Raw genomic sequence first — 22,058 nt, forward strand, 5'->3', positions numbered from 1 at the left:
GCGAGTCGCACCGGCACGGCGATGCTGCGGCGCAATGTCTCTCGCACGCAATCCGGGAGATTACGGCGCCCACGCCGTCAACCGAGGCTTGCGCGAAATAGTTGCCAGCTTCCTAACGATTGCCGGCGCGGCACGTGATGGCGCTCACCGTTCCTTCAAGGATGCACGTTATTGATAGGGGTATGGATCGTGACCAGGACATCGACGAGGGATTTGGATCGGCGCTGCGCCGCAGCTACGGGCGGCTGGCCTGGTGGATCGTCCGATTTAACCGCGTGCTCGAACCGTCGCGCGCGGCCGAACCACCGCGCACCCTATCGCCGCCGCGGCCCGCTGTTCCGCCACGGCGGCCTGTCCCGCCGCGCCCCGAATAGACCTCACCGGAATACCAGCCTCCGCTGTATCGGCCGTGCGGCCGGACTGCTATTCATGCGCCATCCGCGGACCCCTCCGGTCCGCCGTTTTTGACGATGCGGCCGCGCGGCCGCGCAAGCGACGAGGGACGAACGCGATGATTGAGACGGTTGGCATTATCGGCGCCGGGACCATGGGCAACGGCATCGCGCAGGTCTGCGCGGCGGCAGGCCTCGGCGTGACCATGGTTGATATCTCCGACGCGGCGGTGCAGCGCGGCCTGAAGACGGTCGGGAGCAGTCTCGATCGGCTGGTCGCCAAGGAGAAGATGACCGCGGCCGATCGCGACGCGACGCTCGGGCGCATCAATGCGACCACGGACAAGGCCAAGCTCGCCGCCTGCGATCTGGTGATCGAAGCCGCGACTGAGAACGAGGAGCTGAAGGTCAAGATCCTGAAGGATCTCTGTGCGGGGCTGAAGCCGAGCGCGCTGGTCGCAACCAACACCTCGTCGATCTCGATCACCCGCCTTGCGGCCTCGACCGATCGTCCCGACCGCTTCATCGGGATGCATTTCTTCAATCCGGTGCCGGTGATGGCGCTGCTCGAATTGATCCGGGGCCTGCAGACCTCAGACGACACCGTCGCCAAGGCCGAAGGCTTCGCCAAGCGGGTCGGCAAGGTGGCGATCACGGCGAAGAACAGCCCCGGCTTTGCGGTGAACCGCATCCTGTGCCCGATGATCAACGAGGCGATCTTCGCGCTGCAGGAAGGCATTGCCACCGCCGAGGAGATCGATGCCGGCATGAAGCTCGGCTGCAATCATCCGATCGGCCCGCTCGCGCTCGCCGATCTGATCGGGCTCGACACGATGCTGTCGGTGATGGAGGTGTTCTACACCGGCTTCAACGACCCCAAGTACCGGCCGGCGCCGCTGCTGAAGGAGATGGTCGATGCCGGCCATCTCGGCCGCAAGACCGGGCAGGGGTTCTACAGCTACAGCAAGTGAGGCCGGCGCGCGCCTGACCCCGTAATCATCCGGGATGGATCGCGCGGACAAGGTCGCGTAACGACAAGACCTGATCCGCCACGAGGCGGGGGACATCAGAAACGAGGCCCGGTCTCCTAGGCACACCGGGCCTCGTTTTTTTGTGGGATACCGGGCTCAGTTGGCCGATGCGACCGGCGTGACGCCGGTTTCATCGGGATCGGCGCCGAACAGGCCGACGAGGAACTTGTAGTAGTCCGGCATCTTCTCCTTCAGCGTGGCGCGCGTATAGGGTTCGTGCTCGGAATCCTTGCCGGCCAGGAAGATGCTCGCCGTCACCGCGAAGAACTCCTGCTGGTTCTTCAGCGCATAGGCCTCCTTGGCGAACAGCTCCTTCGATTTGGCCTGGCTGAGGAAGCCCTTGATGCCCTTGTTCTCAAAGCCGTTCGGCATCAGCCGCGCGTGATAGGCGTGAAGGAATTCGTGCAGCAGCACCGGCTCCTTCGCGTAACGCATCATGTTCGGACGCATCCTGATGATGCCGATGCCGGAATCGAGCGCAAGCGCGAGCGGATCCGAATTGGTCCATTGCTGCTTGTCGTGATCCCAGATGGTGACGTCGCGGGTCGTGCCGCGGTCCCATTCCGGCGGCGTCAAGCCATAGCAGGCCGCTGCCGCGCCTTCGTCGAGACACGCCATCTCGCTCGCAACGATCGGCACGCGATGGAAGAACTGCAACACCTTCGGGCTGAAGCCCGTGGTTTCCACGACGTCGAGCTGGCGGCGGACCATGTCGGCGATGCTGGTGACGTCCTTGCGGTCGGCGTTCTCGGAGAGATCGAAGACGTAGCCGCGATATTTCTCGACGCTGCTTGGTGCCGCCTCGGACGCCCCCGACATTCGTGGTCCGGCAACGGCCGCTCCGGCCGCAAGTGACAGGATCATTGAAGCAATGAGCGTGCTGCGCATGATTATCCCCCGTGCGACGAGCCCTCTCCGGGTGTCGTCGTCCATTGAGCCGCGCGGGAGACTAGGGCAGCCGCCTTGCGGCGCGCTTAAGTCGTACATTTCAACCGGGCATCTGCGATTAGGCGCCGGTTAACTACATGCGCTGGGATGGCCCGGCGGGCAGCGGGTCTGGAGGCCGCGGGGGCCGATGACCCGTCAGCCGGTCCTCACCGTGCCGCGACCGGGCTTTGAGCCATCGTCACAGCTTCTTGAGGCGGTGCCCGGAAACCTCGCAGATCCTGCCGCCGTACCTAGATCAGCGGCTGGGAGCCGATTGAGCAAGGAAACACGATCATGCGCAGGACGAATTGGGCAATTCTGGCGTTCGCGGCGCTCGGAACGAGCTGGATTGTCGGTTCCGCGTCGCCTGCTGCGGCCGATCCCTATGAGTATCCCTGGTGCATCCAGGGCCGGCAGGAGGGATATCCCGGCTATTGCGGCTACCAGACCTATCAGCAGTGCCAGGCATCCGCATCGGGCCGCGACGCCTATTGCGGCATCAATCCGCGCGTTGCCTTCAGCCAGCAGCGGTTGGCGCCGCGGGCGTTCCGCTGAGCGGTGCAAGGAGGTCGGGCCAAGCGACCGTCGGGCACGATGGTTGCATAGCTGACGGTCGGATCATTTTTTCTGCCTTGGAGCGAATATGGGCGAGATCATCAGGTTCATCTCGAAGTCCGAACGCGAGCGTGCGCGTCTGATCCGCGAGGCGCGTGCGAACTATGAGCGCATTTTTCCATCGGCCGATCCGGCTGATGCGCAGGGCGCCGCAGACGAGGGCAGCGGCAGCGAGGCGTCGTCGAAGCCGTAGCGCGCCGGTATTGCGCGCAAGGGGAGGCGGAGCGGCGATGTGGCAGCGTTTGTGGCAGTCTTGGACGATCGACAAGCCGGCCGCGCTTGGCGATTGGCTGTGGCAGATCCTGGTCGTTGAGCTCGCCGCCTTGCTCGATCGGCTGACGTTGCGGAAGCTGATCGCGCTGATCCCGGTTGCGATCGTGATCGGCGCCTATTGGCACCGGATTCCGCTTCCTCCCGAGCTGATGCTGGTCGGCGATGTGCTGGCCTATATCGACATCTTCTCGATGATCTTCCTGATCGGCTTCTTTACCCGGGTTGCGACGGTTGTGGCGGTCGTCAGACAGGCTATCGGTCGCGTCCGCGGCGTGATGCAGCATGTGCCGATGGCGCTGCACAGGTTTGGCGTTCGTCACCGTCGCGCCAAGGACAGCACGCGCCGCAGGCGGCTCACGCATGCGAAGACAGATGACGATGGCGCCGCCGGCATGGCAGGCCTGGCTTGGGCCTAGTCCGACGCGATGTGGCGGCGACGAACGCGATCGCGGCGCCTATCGCGGCTGCCCGGCCTGCTGATCGCCGTCATCCGCCTTCGGCCGGGCCGGGCCGTGCGCGGACGCGCTGTCCTGGCTCCGCCGGTGCGAACTGGAGAGGTCGGTCGCGCCGTGCTGGGATCGATGAAACGCGATACCCATCTGGAAACTCCAGACGCCGAACAGCAGCGCGCCTGCCACACAGGCCGCCACGAAAGCCCAATCGCGTTTCCTCATCGGTCCAACAAAGCCAATTCGATACCGCACCAACCGCGTGTGTTCCGAGGCTCGCCAAGCGAGCCCGCCGCATTGTGAGACGATTGCACGCGCTTGTCGATCCGCGCGGCTCACCCTCGCATCGGTCACGGAGCGGTGATCATCAAATCATGCGTCCAGAAACACTCCGACCAGATTGCGCGTCCCCCGCAACAAACTTGCCAAACTTTCACTAGGGCGCTGGCGCACTGAGTTCGAAAATGTAAGGACCCGATCGGACGATTCGCGAATGACCGAACTTGAGGAGCTCAGATATTTCGAGCATCAGTGCCTGGAGATGGCGGAGCAATCCACGCTGCCGGATGCCCGCCGCGCGCTCCAGATCCTGGCGCGCAACTACGCCGCCGCGGCCGAAATCGTCGAACGGCGCGCGCAATCCGCCAACACCGCGCTCGCGCAGCTGTTTCGATGCTTGAGGCTGTGACCGGTTGAGGGCGTGACGAGGGCACCGGTCACGACGACCGATCCCGATGGCGCGGATGCGGTCTGCGCCTAAAGCCGCCGGCTTCAGGACCTTTCGGTCCACCGTCGTCGGCATCGAGATGCTTGAACACATCGGGCGACGCTGCCATCAGATTGCGCGATCTCGGCGGCGTGGCGCCGTCGGCAGTCGGAAGGCGAGGTGCTGCGATGTTCTCGCTGACTTTTCTGGGAACGTCGGCAAGCGTGCCGTCTCCCGAGCGCAATCACCCGGGCATTCTCGTCGAGGCAGCCGGCAGTCGTATTCTGGTCGATTGCGGCGAGGGAACGCAGCGCCAGCTGCTGCGGAGCGGCGCCGGCTTTCGACGGCTTGATCACCTGCTGCTGACCCACGGGCATTTCGATCATGTGCTCGGCATCCCCGGGCTGTTTTCGACCCTCCGGTTGCGGCAAAGTTCGGATGCGATGACGATTCATGCCGGGCCAGGCACGCTCGATGTCGTCGTCCGGATGCTGGCAGGCCTGTGGGGCGAGGGCAGAGCGCCGATCCCGCTTGATCTGGTGCCGTTGAGCGAGGGGCGAGTCCTCGACGCCGGCGAATTCACCGTCGATTGCTTTCCCGTCCGCCACCGGGATACGGACAGCTTCGCCTTCACCTTTCAGAGCGCGATACGCCGGCATCTCCTCCCGGACCGGCTTCTGGCGCTGCGCGTGCCTGATGGGCCGGTTCGCCGGGAGCTGGCGGAGGGGCGGCAGGCGAAGCTGGACGATGGTCGCACCATCGATCCGGAGCAGGTGCTTGGCCCGGCCCAGGGGCGAAAGAAGCTCGTCATTGTCGGTGATGCTGAAACAACCGAGGGGCTGGCTGAACACGTCAGGGACGCCGACGTGCTGGTGATCGAAGCGACGTTTCTCGAGCGCGACGCGGCCATCGCGCGCGACTACGGGCATTTGACGGCCAGCGAAGCCGCCGCGCTCGCGGCGCGGAGCGGGGTCAAGCAACTCGTCCTCACGCACATCTCCGGCCGCTATCCGGACGAGGACATTCTGGCGGAGGCGACGAGGACTTTCCCGAACAGCAGGATAGCCATCGACTTCGACCGCATCGCTATCTGAGTGCGCGCCGCACGAACAACGTTTCATTAACCCGACTCACGCAACGTCGTCCCAGGCCGTCTGGATGGGCCGCTAGCAGAAGGCCGCCACGAGTGACTACGTGGCGGCTTTTTGCGTCCCACAGTGCCAAGGGAGACGACCGATGGACTACGGCGCCTTCACCGACGCCAGCCTGAAGATGATGTACGAAGCCGTCCGCGGTGCGCTCAGAGCCGACGACGAATTCGAGGCAGCCGGCGAAGAGCCAAAATTCCGCGTCCGCGCGACGCCCGAGTGGAAACGGCATGCCGGCAGCCTCGAGGCCGAGATGCTGAAGCGAGGGATGCAGCTCGATATCATCGACTGGACAGGCGGTCAGGGCGAACTGCCGTTATCTTGACGGCCGAACTCCAGCAGCGTTCCGAATGTTCGCTCCGAATTTGTGCGCTGAACGGCGCGTTTGCGCGGTCATGCGTCGCGCTCCCCCTCGGCGCGGGGGTAAACTTTGTGAGGCGGGCGGTTTTCGTTGTGCCTTGAGCTGTTCCCCGATCGTTCCCTTCCAACGGCGACGCTGGCCCGTTCAGAACGTCCAGTAGCCAAAGCTGAATTCCGCAAGGGCCTAATTTGCTCCATCGATGCGCCGCCATTTCGCCGCGCCTCGTTCGCTTTGCCCAACTCTGTTCATATGCCTTACGAGGTAACACAGATGTCATCTGTTCGCGGTTTGTGTCGCCACCGATCGGGGTATTCGATCTAACTTTGCCTTACGGCTCGGGCTTCAGGGCGTCCGTCAAGGCCTGCTTTATGTGTTCGGCCTGTTCCTTCGTCAGCTTCTCGGCGAAGTGGCCGTCTTTCTTCAACTGCGCTGGCCCCTTGAGCTCCCGATCATAAACCATCCAGTCGGTGCTTCCTCTCCGAACGACAAACCTTGACTGTAGGGGCGCTGCGTATCTCAACGATACCTCCCAATGAATCCAGCTGCTCGTCTCCAAAAGACACATCCGGCGACAGCTTGTTCCTGAACCGGGACACTGAAATTTCCTGCGCCACCTAAAGAGCAAGGCTCATGCCGGAATACACGCGCCGCCGACCGGTCCGGAGAACCGCAGGCAGGCTCGACGCCGGCGACGCCGAACGTGATGACTGCGACAGGGAGAGCAACGAGCCGTTGGCGTCCGGATGCGTCTGGTCCGAGCATTGGGATTGCAGTTCTGACCGTCCCGAAAAATTACGCCGCCGGGCCCGAAATGGTTTGTCCCGGCGACGCCCTGTTCTTCCAGCCTCTGGGCCCTGAAATCCCCAGCGCCGAAAACCTACTAAAGATCACGCCGAACAACTGTGGCTTGGTTCACACAAAATTAAGAACAAGAGCCGGGCAGATGCTATCCCAAGCTTCTTTCGGCACCTGGTCAATCATCCGCATGGCGAGAACACCCGACGCCGTCCGCTTGAAATGCATGCGGGTAGCGCCGGCCTAGCCCCAGGAAGGAAGTGCAAATTCCCGATGGATATTGGCGCGTGCGAAACGCCAAGGGCTCGTGGCCTTAGCTCCACTAGATGAGGTACTCCGGATGCATGGGACCGCCCAGGCGAGCAGGTCTTTCCCAGGCTGGAGCATCCGCGCGAACGTTCCGCTCGCGTGGGCCGCCTGGATCGCCTCGAATGCTCTCGCGTGCTCCATCAACCGTCGGGCGGCTTTGCCTGCACCGAAAGCGGATCAACATCGCCACCGTGCTGGCCGGCCAACACATTAAGGAAGTCGACGGCGGCATTTGGCTCGTCAGCTTCATGCACGATGATTTGGGATACTTCGACCTGGAGCAGAAAACCCTGCAACCCCTCGACAACCCGTTCGGCACGAGGCTGTCACCCATGTCCTGTTACCCATGTCTCCGGGCTGGACAGAATTTGTTTGGTGAGCGCGGAGGGACTCGAACCCTCGACCCCATGATTAAAAGTCACGTGCTCTACCGCCTGAGCTACGCGCTCACTCACCTGAATATTAGATCCGGACGCCAGCGGTGAACCGCTCCGGATCGTGCTCCAGCCCGCGCTGTGTAGGGGGCAGGGCCCATCGGGTCAATAGCCGACGGGCGGTCAATTGTGCACCGGCGCGCCGGATTTGCCGTTCCGGCGCCTGCGGTTAGGGCCGTTTCTTGAAGTCGGCCAAATCCGGCGCTAGTTGTCGCGGCGGATTTCCGAGCCGACCGGCTGCGATGGGGCGGCGACCGAGGGCAGGCTGACCGGGCGCAACCCGATCAGTTCCGCGGTGCGGATCGCGCTGTTGCGCCAGAATGCGAACTCGTTGATCCGCGAATTTTCCAGGATCGCGATGGAGACCGCCGCCAGGAATGGCAGGCTCTGCAGCACCAGGACGCCGGCGAAGATGTAGATCTCGCGCACCTGCTTGTAGCCATTGGTGACGACGAGCACGACGGCGCCGATCAGCAGCAACACGCCGATCACGGCTTCCCAGAACGCCTGGAACTCGATCGACATCCGCGACAGGCCGCCCTTGGAGGTGCGGGCGAACGCAAGATGCTCGGTGATCAGGCCCTGCGCCACCGCGCGCGACACCGTCCACTGCACGCTCATCGCCGCTATCATGGCTCCTAACATCTGGCCTGCCTTGATGTTCACGCGCAGCCGGTAGAGCGCGACGAAATGCACCAGCGAGACGATGAAGGAGGCGATGATCGGCAGCGTCAGAATCTTGTCGGGGATCGCGATGTCGGCGAAGGCGACGATCGGCACCCAGATCAGATTGAGGATCGCAACCACGACGCCGAGGCTTTCGGCGCCGAGCCAGTTGAGCCAGCCCAGCGAGAACTCGCGGCGCTGATCGGGCGTCAGCCGGCTGGCGCCGGGCAGGAAGCGCCGCCAGTGCTTCTTGACGATCTGGAAGCCGCCATAGGCCCAGCGATGGCGCTGCTTCTTGAAGGCCTCGTAGGTGTCGGGCAGCAGGCCTTCGCCGTAACGCACATTGGTGTAGTGCGTGAGCCAGCCCTGCTGCTGGATCGAGAGGCCGAGATCGGTGTCCTCGCAGATCGTGTCAGAGGACCAGCCGCCGGCCTTGTCCATCGCGGCGCGGCGGATCAGGCACATCGTGCCGTGCACGATGATGGCGTTGAACTCGTTGCGCTGGACCATGCCGATGTCGAAGAACCCGGCATATTCGCCGTTCATGATGTAGTGCATCAGCGAGCGATCGCCGTCGCGATGCTCCTGCGGCGCCTGCACGAGGCCGACGCGCGGATCGGCGAATGCCGGCACGAGATCCTTCAGCCAGTCCGGATGCACGACGTAGTCGGCATCGATGATGCCGATGATCTCGGCATCCGCCGCGGTGCGGTCCATCGCGATGCGCAGCGCACCGGCCTTGAAGCCCTGCACCTTCTCGGCATTGATGAACTTGAAGCGCTCGCCGAGCAGCCGGCAGTGATCCTGGATCGGCCGCCAGAAGTCGGGATCGGGCGTGTTGTTGATGATGCAGACGCACTCGAAGTTCGGATAGTCGAGCCGCGACACCGCATCGAGCGTCTGCTTCAGCATCTCGACCGGCTCGAAATAGGCCGGGATGTGGATCGAGACCTTCGGAAACTTGACGTTCTCGCCGATCGTGGCGGGCGCGAGCGCCGCGCTCTTGCCGATCAGCCGGCGCGGGCCGCGGCCGAACGCCACCGCCGCGATCTCCTCGATCCGCGCCATCGCGATCAGCACCAGCGGAACCAGCAGCACCAGGCCGAGGCTGAGCGCGAAGGCCGAGCCCCAGACGAAATAGTGCGTCGTCCAGTACGAGAACACGGTCGCGACCCAGGCGCCGACGCCGTTGGCGGCCGCCGACAAGAGTAGCGCCTGCATCACGGTCGGCTGGTCCAGCCGCAGGATCGGCAGCGACATGAACAGGCCGACCAGGACGGCGACCAGCGCGATCTTCCAGTAGTTCGGATCGGTGACCGGACCGGTCCAGGCGAACTTTGGCTCGCGGTCGGCATTGAGGATGCCCCAGTAGGGTCCGACGCCGCCTTCGAAGAACTTCCAGGGCTGATCGATCGCCTCGACGATGTTGTAGTCCATGCCGATGGCTTCGGCGCGGGTGACGAAGTTGCGCAGCACGGTGGCCTGCTGGAACGGGCCGGGAACGGCGCTGCGCAGATTGTAGCCCTGGCTCGGCCAGCCGAATTCGGCAATCAGGATGCGTTTGCCGGGGAAGGAGTCGCGCAACAAATTGTAGCGGTCGACCGCCTGGTCCACCGCCTGCTTGTCGGTGAAGTTTTCCCAGTAGGGCAGCACGTGCGCGGCGACGAAGTCGGACGAGTTGGCGAGCTGCGGATGGTCGCGCCAGATGTTCCAGATTTCACCGGTCGTGACGGGGACGTTGACCGACTTCTTGACCCGCTGGATCACCTTGATCAGCCGGTGCACGTTGTTTTCGGCGACTGCCCACTTGATCGCTTCAGCGCGCTTGCTCAAGCCGCTGCTGCCGTTTTCATCCGGCTGCATTTCCGCGTCGTGAAGACGCTGCGCTTCCTCGCGAAGAATCCTCTCGGACTCCTCGGGCGGCACGCCGATCTCCGGAACCGAGCCGAGGTTTTCCAGCGGCACCTGCTCGCCGCGGAACACGGTTTCGTTGCCGACTACAATGCCGATGACGTTGCTGTTGCGCTTGGCCAGGTTGATCGCGGCTTCGATCTCACGGTTGTTGCGGTTGGCGTCCTTGTCGATCCACGCGCCAACCGTGACCTTCATGCCGAACTCGGCGGCGACCGGCGGCACCAGCTCGTTGCCTTCCGTCGACGAATAGAGGCGGACCGCTTTGGTGAGCGTGGACAGTTTTCGCAGGTCGGTGCGCACCTTCTCGGTGTCGGCGGCAACGTCTGCGACGGTGTGGCCTGACTCGAACGGAGCGTAGGACAGACTCGGCAGCGTGCCACGGAAATCGGGCGCCGACTGCTTCTCCTGGAAGAGACCCCACAGGGCGGCGTGGGCGGCGGTGACAAGCAACAGGACGGCGACGACGGCGCGCATCGCGGTTAAACCATACGGGGCCTGAGATTGAGGACTAAGCGAACCCGTCCCCTGGGTTCGACCAACACGACAGCGGAGGGAAAGATATCTCCGCCATCCGATTTAACAACTGGTGTGCCGCGATGGCGTTTTAAGGGCGCAAGCCGTTCCAGCCGCGAAAAAATCGCGGCCGGACCCCGGTCGCGGGATATGGCTATTTCGACGCCGGCGCAGGTGACGCCGACGGGGTCGGTGCAGGCGAGGGCGAGGCTGCCGGTGCCGGTGCGGCGGTGCCGGCCGTCGCCGGCGCCGGGGTGGGAGCAGCGGCGGCGGCCGCGGCCTGGGGCTGCGCGCCCGGATTGATCCAGCAGGCGTGGATGCGGCCGTCGAGGCTGCCGCGGACCTTGTCGTCGATCTGGGCGCCGAACCGGGTCAGGCAGCGGAACGCCGCCTGGACGTGGCCGCCGGGGCAGCCGAACCGGTCGTAGAGGTCGAGATGGCGGAACGCGGTATCGAGGTCGTCGTTCCACATCAAGCGGACGACGCGGCGGCCGAGCCAGACGCATTCCGGGTTGCCGGCCGGGCCGTTGATGGCCTGCTGGGCCTCGACGAACTCCTCGACCTTGCGCTGGTTGGCTTCCCGTGCGGCATTTGCGTTGGCGTCGGGCTGTCCAGGCTGCTGTTTCGCCTGATCCGGCGGATTCGGCGTGCCGCTCTGGGCGAACGCGCCGCCGGCCCCAATGAGGAGCGCAAGGCCCGTGACAAGGCCCGTTACGGCAAGATGGCGCAAAGTAGTGTTCTTCAACTCAAGCAGCCGTCGACGCATGTATTCCCCGATAATGTTCCTGCCCCCGCGGGATCATCCTAACGGCTCGCGTGATGCCGTCCAAATAGGTCTCCAGTGCGGCGGAGACTCTGGCGAAATCTGATGACTGGAATTTGGTATTTTGTCCAGCAAACTCACAACTTTATCGACCCAGCGCAAAACTGTCGCAGGACAACCATGGTATTGACCTAATCCCGCTCTTGGCAGATGGGCTGTGACCGGCTAATTCGACGGTCCCCCGGAGGATGGAACCGATTTCGCTTCGTACGCCGCTGGCGCTTCTCCTGATCTCGCTCGCCGTGATTGCATCCGTGTGGTGGTGGCTCGCCACGCCGATTACGCTCGTGCGCGCGCCGATCGATCCCGCTGCAAAGCTGCAATGCGTGTCCTATACGCCGTTCCGCGGCGCGCAGACGCCGCTGGATCCCACCACGCAGATTCCAGTCGAGCAGATCGAGCAGGATCTGACCGATCTCGCCAAGGTCACCGACTGCGTGCGCACCTATTCGATCGAGAACGGCCTCGACCAGGTCCCCGGCGTTGCGGCCAAGGTCGGGCTGAAGGTGATGCAAGGCATCTGGCTCAGCAGCAACCGCTTCAAGAATTTGCAGCAGGTCGCGATCGCGGTGCGGCTCGCCAAGGAGTATCCCGGCGTCGTCACCTCGCTGATCGTCGGCAACGAGGTGCTGCTGCGCGGCGAGATGACCGCCACCGATCTTGCCGGCAACATCCGCGCAGTGAAGGCGGCGGCGGGCAATCTTCCTGTCACCTATGCGGACGTCTGGGAATACTGGGTGAAGAACCGCGAGATTTACGACGCGGTCGATTTCGTCACCATTCACATCCTGCCATATTGGGAGGACATCCCGGTCAAGGCAAAGTACGCCGCGGCGCATGTCGACGATATCCGCAAGCGGATGGCGGTGACATTCCCGGGCAAGGAGATCCTGATCGGCGAGACCGGCTGGCCGAGCCAGGGGCGGATGCGGGAGGGCGCATTGCCGTCGCGCACCAACCAGGCGCGGGTGGTGTCCGAGATCCTCGACCTCGCCAAGCGCGAGGGCTTTCGGGTCAACCTGATCGAGGCCTACGACCAGCCCTGGAAGCGCAAGCTCGAGGGCACCGTCGGCGGCAATTGGGGCCTGTTCGATTCGGTCAAGCGGCAGGTGAAATATCCGCCCGGCGTTGCTATCACGAACTATCCGGACTGGAAGCTGCAGATGGCGGGCGGCATGGCGCTGTCCGTCGCCACCTTCCTCGCGGCCTGGCTGACGCTGCGCCGCCGGCCCTGGACGCCGCGGCCGTCAGCCTGGATCGCGGTCGCCATTTCGGCGACGACGGCGGGGGCGCTGCTCGGGATTGCCGGCGACAAGATGTATTACGAGAGCTACGGCGTCGGCGGCTGGCTGCATTGGGGCGTGCTGCTCGCGGCGGGCATTGCCGCGCCACTGCTGACGGCGCATGCGTTGATCGCCGGCCGCTCGCTGCCGACCTTCCTGGAGCTGGTCGGGCCGCGCGACTATCGCGGCAAGGGCATGTTCGGCGCGGTGCTGGCGATTGTGCTGATCATCACCACGGTGATTGCTGCCGAAACCGCGCTCGGCTTCACCTTCGATCCGCGCTACCGCGATTTCCCGTATGCCTCGCTGACCATGGCGGTGGTGCCATTCGCGCTGCTGACCATGCTCAATCGCCCGAAGGAAGGCATCCGGCCGCTCGCTGAATCCGTGTTCGCCGGCCTGCTGGTGATCGCCGCCGGCTACACGATCTACAACGAGGGAACGATCAACTGGCAGTCGGACTGGACCTGCGTGATGTACCTCCTGCTCGCCGCTACGCTGTGGCGGGCGCGGGCCGCGCAAAACCCAGGATGAACAGCCCGATCGCGAGCCCCGACAGCACGACATTGTAGAGCACGATCCCGAGCCCCGCGGCGATCAGGCCGCCGGTCAGCAGCACGATCGACGGCCGCATCAGGTTGAGCACCGCGATTACCAGCGCGGTGATCCCGAACACCGAGTTCTTGAACAGTACGGTCGACAGCGCGCGAGCCTTGCAGAGCATGGTCTGCGCGCCGGCGTCGCAGGCCAGCGCAACGGGAGAGAACTCGATTGCCAGATAGCGCACGTAGAGCGCGTAGCCGACGGTGACGAAGCCCACGACCATCAGGAACTGGACCTGATAGGGGGAGAGGCGGAACGGAGGTTTTGTCATCGCGGCACTATGGTCGGGATCGGGTTGCGGGACAAGTTCGGTCGGAGCATCGAAATCGGTTGAAATCCGGCCACAATCCCTTGGCTCACATGATTATTGGCTGTTCCGCCGGAATATCGAGGAGATCGTGGTCGGCTCCGGCTTCTTGTCCTCGGCGACCGGCTGCTGCTGCTGCTGCGGCGCGACGGCGCGCTTCGGCACGGCCCGGCGATGCGACGGCGCCGGCTTGGCTCCGGCGGCCGGCTCGTTGAGGGCCAGTCGCTGGCCGTCATAGATCGCCGTCTCGCAGGTCCGCTGCACCAGGCTGAGGCCCGCGCAGATCCTGGCTGCGGTGCCGGCGTCGTTCAGCGGTCCGGCCACCAGGCGCAACTGCATGCCGAGCCCGTTGCTGTTCTCCTTGATCACGATGATCGGCCGCAGCGCCGCCAGCGGCGCGTTGGCCTTCGACTTCAACAGGCCGCGCCACAGCGCGCGCAGTCCATTGACCGAATTGGCCGTGCCGAGATCGACGCCGAATTCGGTGCGGTGGATCTGTGCCTGCGGCGCATCGTCCTCGGCGTCCGGATCCGCTGTGATCACCAGCGGAGGGATCGGTGCGGCGGTGACATCGTTGGCGGTCGGCGGCCTGACCGTTTCGGTTGCCTTGTTCGCCGCAGGATCGAGTGATGCCAGAACCGGCTTGTCGGCAAGCGGCTTGTCCGCGACCGGTGCCGGCGCAGCGGGTGCATCCTCGGCGCCGGCCGCGGCGGCGCTCATTGGACTTGCGATCGATGCGGCCGTGGCGGAATTCGGCGGCGAATTGTCGGAGGCTGGCGGCTTCTCCGCGGCGGCCTGCGGCTTGGCGGCCGCGGACGCCGGTTTCTTGTCGGCCGTTGCCGGCTTTTCGGCCGCCGCAACCGGCTTCTCGATCGGCCCAGTCGCCTTGCTGTCGCCGGCTGCGGGGCAGCTTGTCGATCGCCGCCGGCTTGTCCAATGCGACCGGCGGCGTCGTTGCGACGGCGGCAACGGTTGGCGCGGAGGCGGCCGCAGTCGAACTGGCGGTTGCGGGCGAGGTGCCGGGCGCCGCTGCCAAGGGCGATGGTGCCGGCGGCTGCCTGGCGATCGCGCCGGTCACGGAGTCGAGACCCTGCTCCAGCGTGGTGACGCGCGAATACAGCCGGTCGCGATCGCCGTTGAGCGTATCGATCGCAGACGCCAGCCGGCGCGTCTCGTTGTGGCTCTCCTTCGCCAGCGTCTGCAGCTGCTGGGCCTGTTGCGCGAGGTCCGCTGCGGCGACCTGGTCGCGCCGCAGCGTCAACGCCGACTGGTTGGCCATCATCGCGACGGTGACGGCGCCGACCGCGGCAACGCCCCACGAGCCGAGCCGCCACAGCATGCGGCGATCCAGAGCATCCTCCTCGGCCAAAAAGCCGGTGGTGCTCTCGGTGTCGAATTCCGCCGCCAGATTGTCGCGATCTTTGGCCAAAGCCCGCTTGGCCCTCCTCGAGGCCCGCCGAATCACGAGGCAAAGATTAACAGGAAATGGACCCGGAACTTGAATCCGGAGGCCACGGAGGCGAATCGGTTTCTTCTGCCGGGGAAAACAATTAAAGACGGCCTCGAAGACAGCTTTGCGCAGCGAACTGCGCGCGACATCGAGGATTGCGAATGACTGCGCGAACGAGCCTGACAGTGGTGCTTGCGGCCGGTGAGGGCACGCGGATGCGCTCGTCGCTGCCGAAGGTGCTGCACCCCGTGGCCGGGCAGCCGCTGCTGGCGCATGTGCTCAACGCCGCGGCCTCCGGCGAGGGGTCGCAGCTGGCGGTCGTGATCGGCCCGGACCACGAGGCGGTCGCCAACGAGGTGCGTCGGGTGCGGCCCGACGCACAGACCTTCGTGCAGCGCGAGCGGCTCGGCACCGCGCATGCGGTGCTGGCGGCGCGCGAGGCGATCGCCCGCAGCGCCGACGACCTCTTGATCGCATTCGGCGACACGCCGCTGATCTCGGCCGAGACCTTCGCCCGTATGCGCGCACCGCTGCGCGACGGCGCGGCCCTTGCGGTGCTCGGCTTCCATGCCGCCGACCCGACCGGCTACGGCCGCCTCGTGGTCGAGAACGGCAAGCTGGTCGCGATCCGCGAGCAGGCCGATGCAAGTGCCGAAGAGCGCAAGATCACGCTGTGCAATGCCGGCGTGATGGCGTTCGACGGCAAGAAGGCGCTCGCGATCATCGAGAAGATCGGCAATGCCAATGCCAAGGGCGAATATTATCTGACCGATGCCGTCGGCATTGTCAGGGAACTCGGACTGGAGGCCGTCGTGATCGAGACCAGCGAAGACGAAGTGCGCGGCATCAACACCAAGGCGCAGCTCGCCGAGGCCGAGGCCGTGATGCAGGCGCGGCTGCGCAACCAGGCGCTCGAGGCCGGCGTGACCCTGATCGCACCGGAGACCGTCTATCTCGCCGCCGACACCAAATTCGGCAAGGACGTCACGATCGAGCCGTTCGTTGTGATCGGAGCGGGCGTCTCGATCGACGACGGCGCCGTGATCCATTCCTTCTCGCACATCACTCAAGCTACGATCGGCAAGAAGGTGGAACTCGGACCCTACGCGCGGCTGCGGCCCGGCACCTCGCTCGGCGATGGCGTGAAGATCGGCAATTTCGTCGAGACGAAGGGTTCGAGGCTGGAGGCCGGCGTCAAGGTCAACCATCTCTCCTATGTCGGCGACGCCCATGTCGGTGCCAATTCCAACCTCGGCGCTGGCACCATCACCTGCAACTATGACGGCTTCCTCAAGCACAAGACGCTGATCGGCGAGGGCGCCTTCATCGGCACCAATACGTCGCTGGTCGCGCCGGTCACGATCGGCAAGGGCGCCTATATCGGTTCGGGCTCCGTGATCACCAAGGATGTTCCCGACGATGCGATGGCGCTCGAGCGCAGCGAGCAGTCCATCCGCGAAGGCGGCGCCGCGCGCTACCGCACGGCGAAGCTGAAGGAGAAGGCTGCGAAGGGGAAGTGATCTTCTCGCGACATATTTGCGAGCCTGTCTCGACCATAAAATGTCGTCCCGGCGAAAGCCGGGACCCATACTCCGCGGCGGAAGTTGGGGACAGGACTCGTCGTTCCAGCATCGTGAAGCAATGACCGTCGGTGGTTATGGGTCCCGGCTTTCGCCGGGACGACACTGAATGTGTTGCGCGATCTGTGAGTCACATATGCGCATCGGGTGACGGGGTTCGCAACGGGCTGATCGCAACGTCGATCGGTTGACCCGGTTCATGCCGCATTCTTCGCCTGGCGCGGCTCGCTGGTGTTCGGCTCTACCGGTCCGAGCAGGATGCGCCGCTGCATCTCGTCGAAGGCGAGGTTTGCGTTCTTCTCCCGTGTCATCAGCGACAGCAGGATCGCGACCGCAAAGGATAGCGGCATGCTGATGATCGCGGGATTGCGCAGCGACACGAACCACCATTGATGCTCGACCGCGGCGAGCGGCTTGCCGAGAATGTCGACCTGGATGGTCGGGGACAGATAGATCAGCACCAGCGAGCTCAGTGTGCCGACGAGGATGCTCGCCACAGCAGCAGGCGTCGTGAAGCGGCGCCAGGTGATGGCGAGCACGAGCGAAGGGAAGTTGGCGGCGCAGGCGATCGAGAACGCAAGTCCCGCCATGAACGCGACGTTCTGGCCTTCGAACGCGATGCCCAGGCCGATGGCGAGGATGGAAATCAGAACCGTCGCGACCCGCGCGACCTTGAGCTGCTCGGCTTCCGAAGCGGTGCCGCTCCTGATCACATTGGTCCAGACGTCGTGGCAGAGCGTGGCGACGCCCGACAGCGTCAGCCCCGCGACGACGGCAAGCATGGTCGCGAACGCGACCGCGCAGATGAAGCCGAAGAACGCGTTGCCGCCGACGGTGAGTGCGAGCAGGGGCGCTGCCATGTTGCCGCCGCCGCCGGCCTTGGCCACCGCCTCGGCGCCGACCAGCACCATGGCGCCGAAGCCGATGATGAAGACCATGAGATGAAAGACGCCGATCAGGCCGGTGGCATAGAGGATCGACAGCCGTGCGGCTTTGGAATCCTTCACCGTGTAGGCCCGCATCAGCACATGCGGCATCGCGGCGGTTCCGAACATCAGTCCGAGCCCGAGCGAGATGGCATCCCATTGACCCGAGACCACCTTCGATCCCGGCTGCAGCACCTTGGTGCCGTATTTCTCGGACGCCGCGGCGAACAGCTTCAGCGGGTTCATGTCGAAATGGGTCAACACGAGGAGGGCGAGCAGGATGCCGCCGCCCATCAGCAGCACAGCCTTGACCACCTGCACCCAGGTCGTCGCCAACATGCCGCCGAACAGCACATAGACCAGCATGACGCTGCCGACGACGACGACCGACCAGGTGTAGGGCAGGCCGAACAGCAGCTTGATCAGCGATCCCGTCGCGACCATCTGGGCGATCAGGTAGAACAGGATCACGGCAAGTGTACCGATGGCGCCGGCGAGGCGCACCGGGCGCTGGCGCAGGCGATAAGCCACGACGTCGGCGAAGGTGAAACGGCCGACATTGCGCAATGGTTCGACGATCAGGAACAGAATGATCGGCCAGCCGACCAGCCACCCGATCGAATAGATCATGCCGTCGAAGCCGTTCGAGGTGACGATGCCGGCAATCCCGAGCAGGGCCGCGGCGCTCAGGAAGTCTCCCGCGAGTGCCCAGCCGTTCTGCCACGGCGTGACCTGGCCGCCGGCGGCAAAGAAGTGCTCGGTGGTGCGCGTGCGCCGCGCAGCCCAATAGGTGATCGCCAGCGTCAACGCCATGAAGGCGAAGAAGAACCCGATCGAAAGCGTGCTGCTGCCCATTTGCCTGTCCCCTTAGCGAAGCTCGCGAACGCCTGCGTCGAACACCCGGTTCGCCCACAGCACGTAGACCAGGCAGAGCACGAAGGAAGAGATGATGACGAGCGGGCCGAGCACAATGCAAAGCGACAGGCCGGGCATCAGAATGGTGCCGAGCAGCGGCTTGTCGAACGCGAAAAGCCCCATGAAGCCGAAATAGATCACGATCATCGCAACGCTCAGAACGAGCGCGACTGTCAGCCGCTTCTTGGCCAGTTTCTTGGCCAGCTTCTCGGCCTGCTTCTTGGCCAATGCGCCGCCGTTCGGCGCCGGATCGGCATTGCCGGGAATAACCACGTTCATTTCGGCCCCTCAAAACTTCAGCGCGCTCTGCTTGCGCCAATCGGACGAGCTTCAGCCGGGGGCTGACGGAAGGGAATTATGGATTTTTGCAATCTGCTGTGCGCGGCTGCGGCACGACATCGGCCAGCGTGACCTGCATGTCGGGATCCTGCTTCAGGGTATTTTTCAGGAAGGCGCGGACGGCGCGGATGCGCGGGGCGAATTGCAGGTCGCTGTGGACGTTGAGCCAGACCTCGCGAACGGTGCCGGCGAGAGCGGGCAGCACCGGTATCAGGTCGGGCCGGTCCCTTGTGGCAAAGCTCGGCAGCATCACGATGCCGAGGCCGCCCGCCGCGGCGTTCATCTGCGCGATCATGCTGTTGGAGTGGAAGGCGATTTTCGGCTCTTCGATGACATCGGCGAGCCAGCGCACCGAGTCGACCTGGATCAGGTCCTCGATATAGGACACGAACCAATGATCCTGCAGGTCGCGCAGGCTTGCGGGCATCCCGTGGTGGTCGAGATAGTCCTGGCTCGCGAATAGCCCGAGCCGAAACTTGCCGATGCGCTCCGAGATCAGGCCCGGACCGGGCGGCCGGAAGAAGGACACGAACAGATCGGCCTCGCGCTTATGAACGTAGACCGTCTGGGCGGACGTGACGAGTTCGACGGTGAGCTGTGGCGCGGTGCGTCGCAGCTTGGCAAAGCGTTGCGCCAGATAAAGCGAGGCGATCCCCTCCATGGTGGCGAGCCGCACGGTCCCGACGAGCTCCTGGGTGTCGCTGGCGCTGGCCTCCTCGCGGATCGCGATCACCGCGCTCTCGACCCGCTCGGCATGGCGCAACAGTCGCTCGCCGACTTCGTTGAGCTTGAGCCCGGCGCGGTGGCGTTCGAACACCGCAACCCCGAGCGAAGCTTCCATCTGGGCGATGCGCCGGCTGACGGTGGAATGGTCGAGCCGCAGCCGCTTTGCCGTTTGGCTCAAATTCCCGGCGCGGGCGGCGCAGAGAAACACCCGCAGATCGTCCCAGTTGATCGTGTCGAACATCACCGGCCTCCAGGTTGCGGCCGTTGAAATTACGGCCCTTGTCAGCAAAGCAATTCCCGTTCCAGCGCGTGGCGGTTCCGATCCTTCGCAACCGACCTTGCGACAATTCCCATGCACGCCGGCAAGCCAGGGATGATACCGCTTCGCTCCCCTAGTCCTAGCCGGGATTTTCGACATGCTTCCTCGTTTCAAGGCTGCTGCCGTCCACGCCGCGCCCGTCTTCCTCGACAGCTGGGCGACCACCGAAAAGGCGATCGCCATCATTCGCGAGGCGGCCAGGGCCGGCGCCGAGCTGATCGCGTTTCCCGAAACCTATATTCCCGCCTTTCCGGTCTGGGCTGCGCTGTGGCCTCCAATCGACAACCACGATCTGTTCGTGCGCATGGCGGAGCAATCCGTGCTGGCGGACGGACCGGAAGTGGCGCGGCTCTGCGCCGAGGCACGCGCCCTCGGCGTCACGGTCTCGATCGGCATCAGCGAGCGCTCGGCCGTCAGCGTCGGGGGGCTGTGGAACTCGAACCTGCTGATCGGCGAGACCGGAGAAATTCTCATCCATCACCGCAAGCTGGTTCCGACCTTCTATGAGAAGCTGGTGTGGTCGTCCGGGGATGGTGCGGGCCTTAAAGTCGCGGAGACGCGGCAGGGCCGGATCGGCGGGTTAATTTGCGGCGAGAATACCAATCCATTGGCCCGCTTCGCGCTGATGGCGCAGGGCGAGCAGGTGCACATTTCGAGCTGGCCGCCGATGTGGCCCACCCGGCGCCCGGCAGGCGGCGGCAATTTCGACAACGTGGCCGCCAACCGCATCCGGGCCAGCGCCCATTGCTTCGAAGCCAAGGTATTCGGGATCGTCACCGCCGGCTACATGGACCAGGCGTTGCGCGCCTTCCTCATTGAACGCGATCGAACGATCGCCGACGTGATCGACCAGACACCACGTGCGGCGAGCTTCTTCGTCGATCCGACCGGCAGCGTCTTCGGCGATGGATTGCAGGACGAGGAGGGGATCGCCTACGCGGAGATCGATCTCAATCGCTGCGTCGAGCCGAAACAGTTTCACGACGTGGTCGGTTACTACAACCGCTTCGACATCTTCGGCGTGACGGTCGACCGCAGCCGGTTGACCCCGGCTCGATTCCGCGATCCAGAGCAGCCGATAGCGGACGTGCAAGACGCGGCAATTTTGTCGGTCGACGCCGACGCTGCATCGAATGGGCAGGGCCGCGACCTCCGGAGCTGACGAAGCCTTGGTGCTGCCTCACACGATCCTTCGTCCGCGTGCGGGACCCGACGCGGACATCGCGGTCCGGCATTCTCGATAGTCCGCAAACCTGCAACGTTGCCAACGCGGGAATGTATGGCTACGCTTTACCCTGGGTAGGCTGCCAAACGTTCCTTCGATCGGCCGGACGCTCATGCCAAAATTCCTTCGCATCGGAGTCCATCAGTCGAACGTTTCCGGATACACGTCGAAGGCATGGTGCATTCGACGGGCCGGCTCGACGGTTTTCCTGAAATGGGGCGCCGTGCAGGTTGATGGCGCGGGCGACAGGCGAAAGGTCCACTGGACGTTTCCACCGCAGGAAAAAACCATTCGCTGCCGCACGGTGCAGCGCGCCCAGGACTACACCAAGGCCGCCATCGCGCGGCGACGCAGCCATCGCTATGAGCCTCTGGCTGGAAATATCGCGAACCGGCGGCGAACCACCGACCGGGACTCGCAGCTCAAGCAGGCGCTCGCCACGATCCTCTATGTCGATATCGTCCGATCCACCGAAAAGGCCGCGCGGCTCGGCGACACGCGCTGGGCGACGGTGATGAACCACTACTATGTCGCTGTGCGCAGGGAGCTGAAGGCCTTGCGGGGAAAGGAAGTCGTGACGACGGGCGACGGGTTGCTGGCGACGTTCCGCGCGCCGGCAGCCGGGATCCGTTGCGCGACCGCGATCCGCGAGTCCGTGCGCACGCTGGGGCTGGAGATCAGGGTCGGACTGCACGCGGGCGAATACAAGGTGAGTGGCGCGGAGGTGATCGGGCTTGCGTTTCACATCGGCGCGCGCGTCGCGGCGAAAGCGCGGGCCGGCGAAGTGCTGGTCTCGAGCGCGGTCAAGGACCTGATGTCAAAGTCCGAAATCCGCTTCAAGGACCGCGGCGCGCACCAGCTCAAAGGCGTGCCGGAGCGATGGCGGCTCTACCGGGTGGAGCATTAGGGCGTCCCGGGAGCGTCGACTACCGCCAGCGTCGGCTGGCCTCGCCGAAAGGCGTTAATGACATATTGATGCGGTTAACGACGTTTGCCGTCTGCGGTTTCATCGCTCTTAGGAGGCGACAA

General features: G+C 64.5%; 23 protein-coding genes and 1 tRNA gene. 12 read left to right on the plus strand and 12 right to left on the minus strand.

The features are described 5' to 3' along the window. The first annotated feature begins 511 nt into the window (after positions 1 to 511). Positions 512 to 1,363, plus strand: coding sequence for a 3-hydroxybutyryl-CoA dehydrogenase (locus ACVI1L_RS34365; RefSeq protein ID WP_456784925.1), 852 nt, complete (start codon positions 512 to 514; stop codon positions 1,361 to 1,363). 156 nt (positions 1,364 to 1,519) lie between these two features. Here the strand turns inward: ACVI1L_RS34365 and ACVI1L_RS34370 are convergent, their stop codons facing one another. After that, positions 1,520 to 2,287, minus strand: coding sequence for a hypothetical protein (locus ACVI1L_RS34370; RefSeq protein WP_456785645.1), 768 nt, complete (start codon positions 2,285 to 2,287; stop codon positions 1,520 to 1,522). Positions 2,288 to 2,644: 357 nt separating this feature from the next. On the opposite strand from ACVI1L_RS34370, the gene ACVI1L_RS34375 reads away from it, so the two are divergent. The 3 genes from ACVI1L_RS34375 to ACVI1L_RS34385 all read left to right on the plus strand — a co-directional run bounded on the left by ACVI1L_RS34375 (position 2,645) and on the right by ACVI1L_RS34385 (position 3,654). Next, complete coding sequence (locus ACVI1L_RS34375) at positions 2,645 to 2,905, plus strand: DUF3551 domain-containing protein (RefSeq protein WP_057018487.1); 261 nt, start codon at positions 2,645 to 2,647, stop codon at positions 2,903 to 2,905. A gap of 88 nt (positions 2,906 to 2,993) precedes the next feature. After that, positions 2,994 to 3,158 carry a hypothetical protein gene (locus ACVI1L_RS34380; protein ID WP_016846117.1) on the plus strand — a complete coding sequence of 55 codons (165 nt, stop codon included), beginning with the start codon at positions 2,994 to 2,996 and terminating at the stop codon, positions 3,156 to 3,158. Positions 3,159 to 3,195: 37 nt separating this feature from the next. Further along, complete coding sequence (locus ACVI1L_RS34385; protein WP_456784926.1) at positions 3,196 to 3,654, plus strand: hypothetical protein; 459 nt, start codon at positions 3,196 to 3,198, stop codon at positions 3,652 to 3,654. Between the two features lie 39 nt (positions 3,655 to 3,693). Here ACVI1L_RS34385 and ACVI1L_RS34390 read toward each other — a convergent pair whose 3' ends face one another. Beyond that, entirely contained in the window at positions 3,694 to 3,912 is a 219-nt protein-coding gene (locus ACVI1L_RS34390) for a hypothetical protein (protein ID WP_057018485.1), read from the minus strand. 268 nt (positions 3,913 to 4,180) lie between these two features. On the opposite strand from ACVI1L_RS34390, the gene ACVI1L_RS34395 reads away from it, so the two are divergent. The 3 genes from ACVI1L_RS34395 (at position 4,181) to ACVI1L_RS34405 (ending at position 5,866) form a co-directional block, all read left to right on the plus strand. Further along, the gene (locus ACVI1L_RS34395; RefSeq protein ID WP_016846119.1) at positions 4,181 to 4,375 is read left to right on the plus strand and encodes a hypothetical protein; all 195 of its coding nucleotides are present in this window, start codon (positions 4,181 to 4,183) and stop codon (positions 4,373 to 4,375) included. 206 nt (positions 4,376 to 4,581) lie between these two features. Continuing rightward, positions 4,582 to 5,487, plus strand: coding sequence for a ribonuclease Z (locus tag ACVI1L_RS34400; protein ID WP_057018604.1), 906 nt, complete (start codon positions 4,582 to 4,584; stop codon positions 5,485 to 5,487). A 142-nt stretch (positions 5,488 to 5,629) separates the two neighbouring features. After that, positions 5,630 to 5,866 carry a hypothetical protein gene (locus ACVI1L_RS34405; RefSeq protein ID WP_057018484.1) on the plus strand — a complete coding sequence of 79 codons (237 nt, stop codon included), beginning with the start codon at positions 5,630 to 5,632 and terminating at the stop codon, positions 5,864 to 5,866. 364 nt (positions 5,867 to 6,230) lie between these two features. On the opposite strand, the gene ACVI1L_RS34410 is transcribed toward ACVI1L_RS34405, so the two are convergent. The 5 genes from ACVI1L_RS34410 to ACVI1L_RS34430 all read right to left on the minus strand — a co-directional run bounded on the left by ACVI1L_RS34410 (position 6,231) and on the right by ACVI1L_RS34430 (position 11,299). Further along, entirely contained in the window at positions 6,231 to 6,362 is a 132-nt protein-coding gene (locus ACVI1L_RS34410) for a hypothetical protein (protein WP_256438746.1), read from the minus strand. A gap of 784 nt (positions 6,363 to 7,146) precedes the next feature. After that, complete coding sequence (locus tag ACVI1L_RS34415) at positions 7,147 to 7,302, minus strand: hypothetical protein (protein ID WP_456784927.1); 156 nt, start codon at positions 7,300 to 7,302, stop codon at positions 7,147 to 7,149. 77 nt (positions 7,303 to 7,379) lie between these two features. Further along, a tRNA-Lys gene (locus tag ACVI1L_RS34420) sits at positions 7,380 to 7,455 on the minus strand. A 189-nt stretch (positions 7,456 to 7,644) separates the two neighbouring features. Then, positions 7,645 to 10,494, minus strand: a complete 2,850-nt coding sequence (locus tag ACVI1L_RS34425) for a glycosyltransferase (protein ID WP_456784928.1) — start codon at positions 10,492 to 10,494, stop codon at positions 7,645 to 7,647. Between the two features lie 193 nt (positions 10,495 to 10,687). Further along, entirely contained in the window at positions 10,688 to 11,299 is a 612-nt protein-coding gene (locus tag ACVI1L_RS34430) for a hypothetical protein (RefSeq protein ID WP_057018479.1), read from the minus strand. 245 nt (positions 11,300 to 11,544) lie between these two features. On the opposite strand from ACVI1L_RS34430, the gene ACVI1L_RS34435 reads away from it, so the two are divergent. After that, the gene (locus tag ACVI1L_RS34435) at positions 11,545 to 13,173 is read left to right on the plus strand and encodes a glycoside hydrolase family 17 protein (protein ID WP_456784929.1); all 1,629 of its coding nucleotides are present in this window, start codon (positions 11,545 to 11,547) and stop codon (positions 13,171 to 13,173) included. Here ACVI1L_RS34435 and ACVI1L_RS34440 read toward each other — a convergent pair. Together ACVI1L_RS34440 and ACVI1L_RS34445 are read right to left on the minus strand one after the other, a co-directional pair. Further along, the gene (locus ACVI1L_RS34440; protein ID WP_028332065.1) at positions 13,133 to 13,513 is read right to left on the minus strand and encodes a hypothetical protein; all 381 of its coding nucleotides are present in this window, start codon (positions 13,511 to 13,513) and stop codon (positions 13,133 to 13,135) included. The genes ACVI1L_RS34435 and ACVI1L_RS34440 overlap by 41 nt on opposite strands. 93 nt (positions 13,514 to 13,606) lie before the next feature. Then, positions 13,607 to 14,269, minus strand: a complete 663-nt coding sequence (locus tag ACVI1L_RS34445) for a hypothetical protein (protein WP_456784930.1) — start codon at positions 14,267 to 14,269, stop codon at positions 13,607 to 13,609. Positions 14,270 to 14,291: 22 nt separating this feature from the next. Between ACVI1L_RS34445 and ACVI1L_RS34450 the strand changes: the two genes are divergently transcribed. Continuing rightward, a complete protein-coding gene (locus ACVI1L_RS34450; protein WP_456784931.1) occupies positions 14,292 to 15,164 on the plus strand; it encodes a hypothetical protein in 873 nt (290 codons plus the stop codon). Continuing rightward, complete coding sequence (gene glmU, locus ACVI1L_RS34455) at positions 15,161 to 16,519, plus strand: bifunctional UDP-N-acetylglucosamine diphosphorylase/glucosamine-1-phosphate N-acetyltransferase GlmU (protein ID WP_456784932.1); 1,359 nt, start codon at positions 15,161 to 15,163, stop codon at positions 16,517 to 16,519. Before ACVI1L_RS34450 ends, glmU begins: the two co-directional genes overlap by 4 nt. A 257-nt stretch (positions 16,520 to 16,776) precedes the next feature. On the opposite strand, the gene ACVI1L_RS34460 is transcribed toward glmU, so the two are convergent. The 3 genes from ACVI1L_RS34460 to ACVI1L_RS34470 all read right to left on the minus strand — a co-directional run bounded on the left by ACVI1L_RS34460 (position 16,777) and on the right by ACVI1L_RS34470 (position 19,726). Next, positions 16,777 to 18,360, minus strand: a complete 1,584-nt coding sequence (locus tag ACVI1L_RS34460) for a solute symporter family protein (protein ID WP_057018474.1) — start codon at positions 18,358 to 18,360, stop codon at positions 16,777 to 16,779. A 12-nt stretch (positions 18,361 to 18,372) separates the two neighbouring features. Then, complete coding sequence (locus ACVI1L_RS34465; protein ID WP_082653885.1) at positions 18,373 to 18,699, minus strand: DUF485 domain-containing protein; 327 nt, start codon at positions 18,697 to 18,699, stop codon at positions 18,373 to 18,375. A 76-nt stretch (positions 18,700 to 18,775) separates the two neighbouring features. Beyond that, positions 18,776 to 19,726: a LysR family transcriptional regulator gene (locus ACVI1L_RS34470; RefSeq protein ID WP_057018473.1), complete on the minus strand. Its 951-nt coding sequence runs from the start codon at positions 19,724 to 19,726 to the stop codon at positions 18,776 to 18,778. Positions 19,727 to 19,901: 175 nt separating this feature from the next. Between ACVI1L_RS34470 and ACVI1L_RS34475 the strand changes: the two genes are divergently transcribed. Continuing rightward, on the plus strand, positions 19,902 to 20,966 hold the full coding sequence (locus tag ACVI1L_RS34475; RefSeq protein WP_057018472.1) for a carbon-nitrogen hydrolase family protein: 1,065 nt from the start codon (positions 19,902 to 19,904) through the stop codon (positions 20,964 to 20,966). Positions 20,967 to 21,141: 175 nt separating this feature from the next. Beyond that, complete coding sequence (locus ACVI1L_RS34480) at positions 21,142 to 21,936, plus strand: adenylate/guanylate cyclase domain-containing protein (RefSeq protein WP_057018716.1); 795 nt, start codon at positions 21,142 to 21,144, stop codon at positions 21,934 to 21,936. Positions 21,937 to 22,058: the final 122 nt, after the last annotated feature.

Source organism: Bradyrhizobium sp. USDA 4516, from assembly GCF_054055915.1.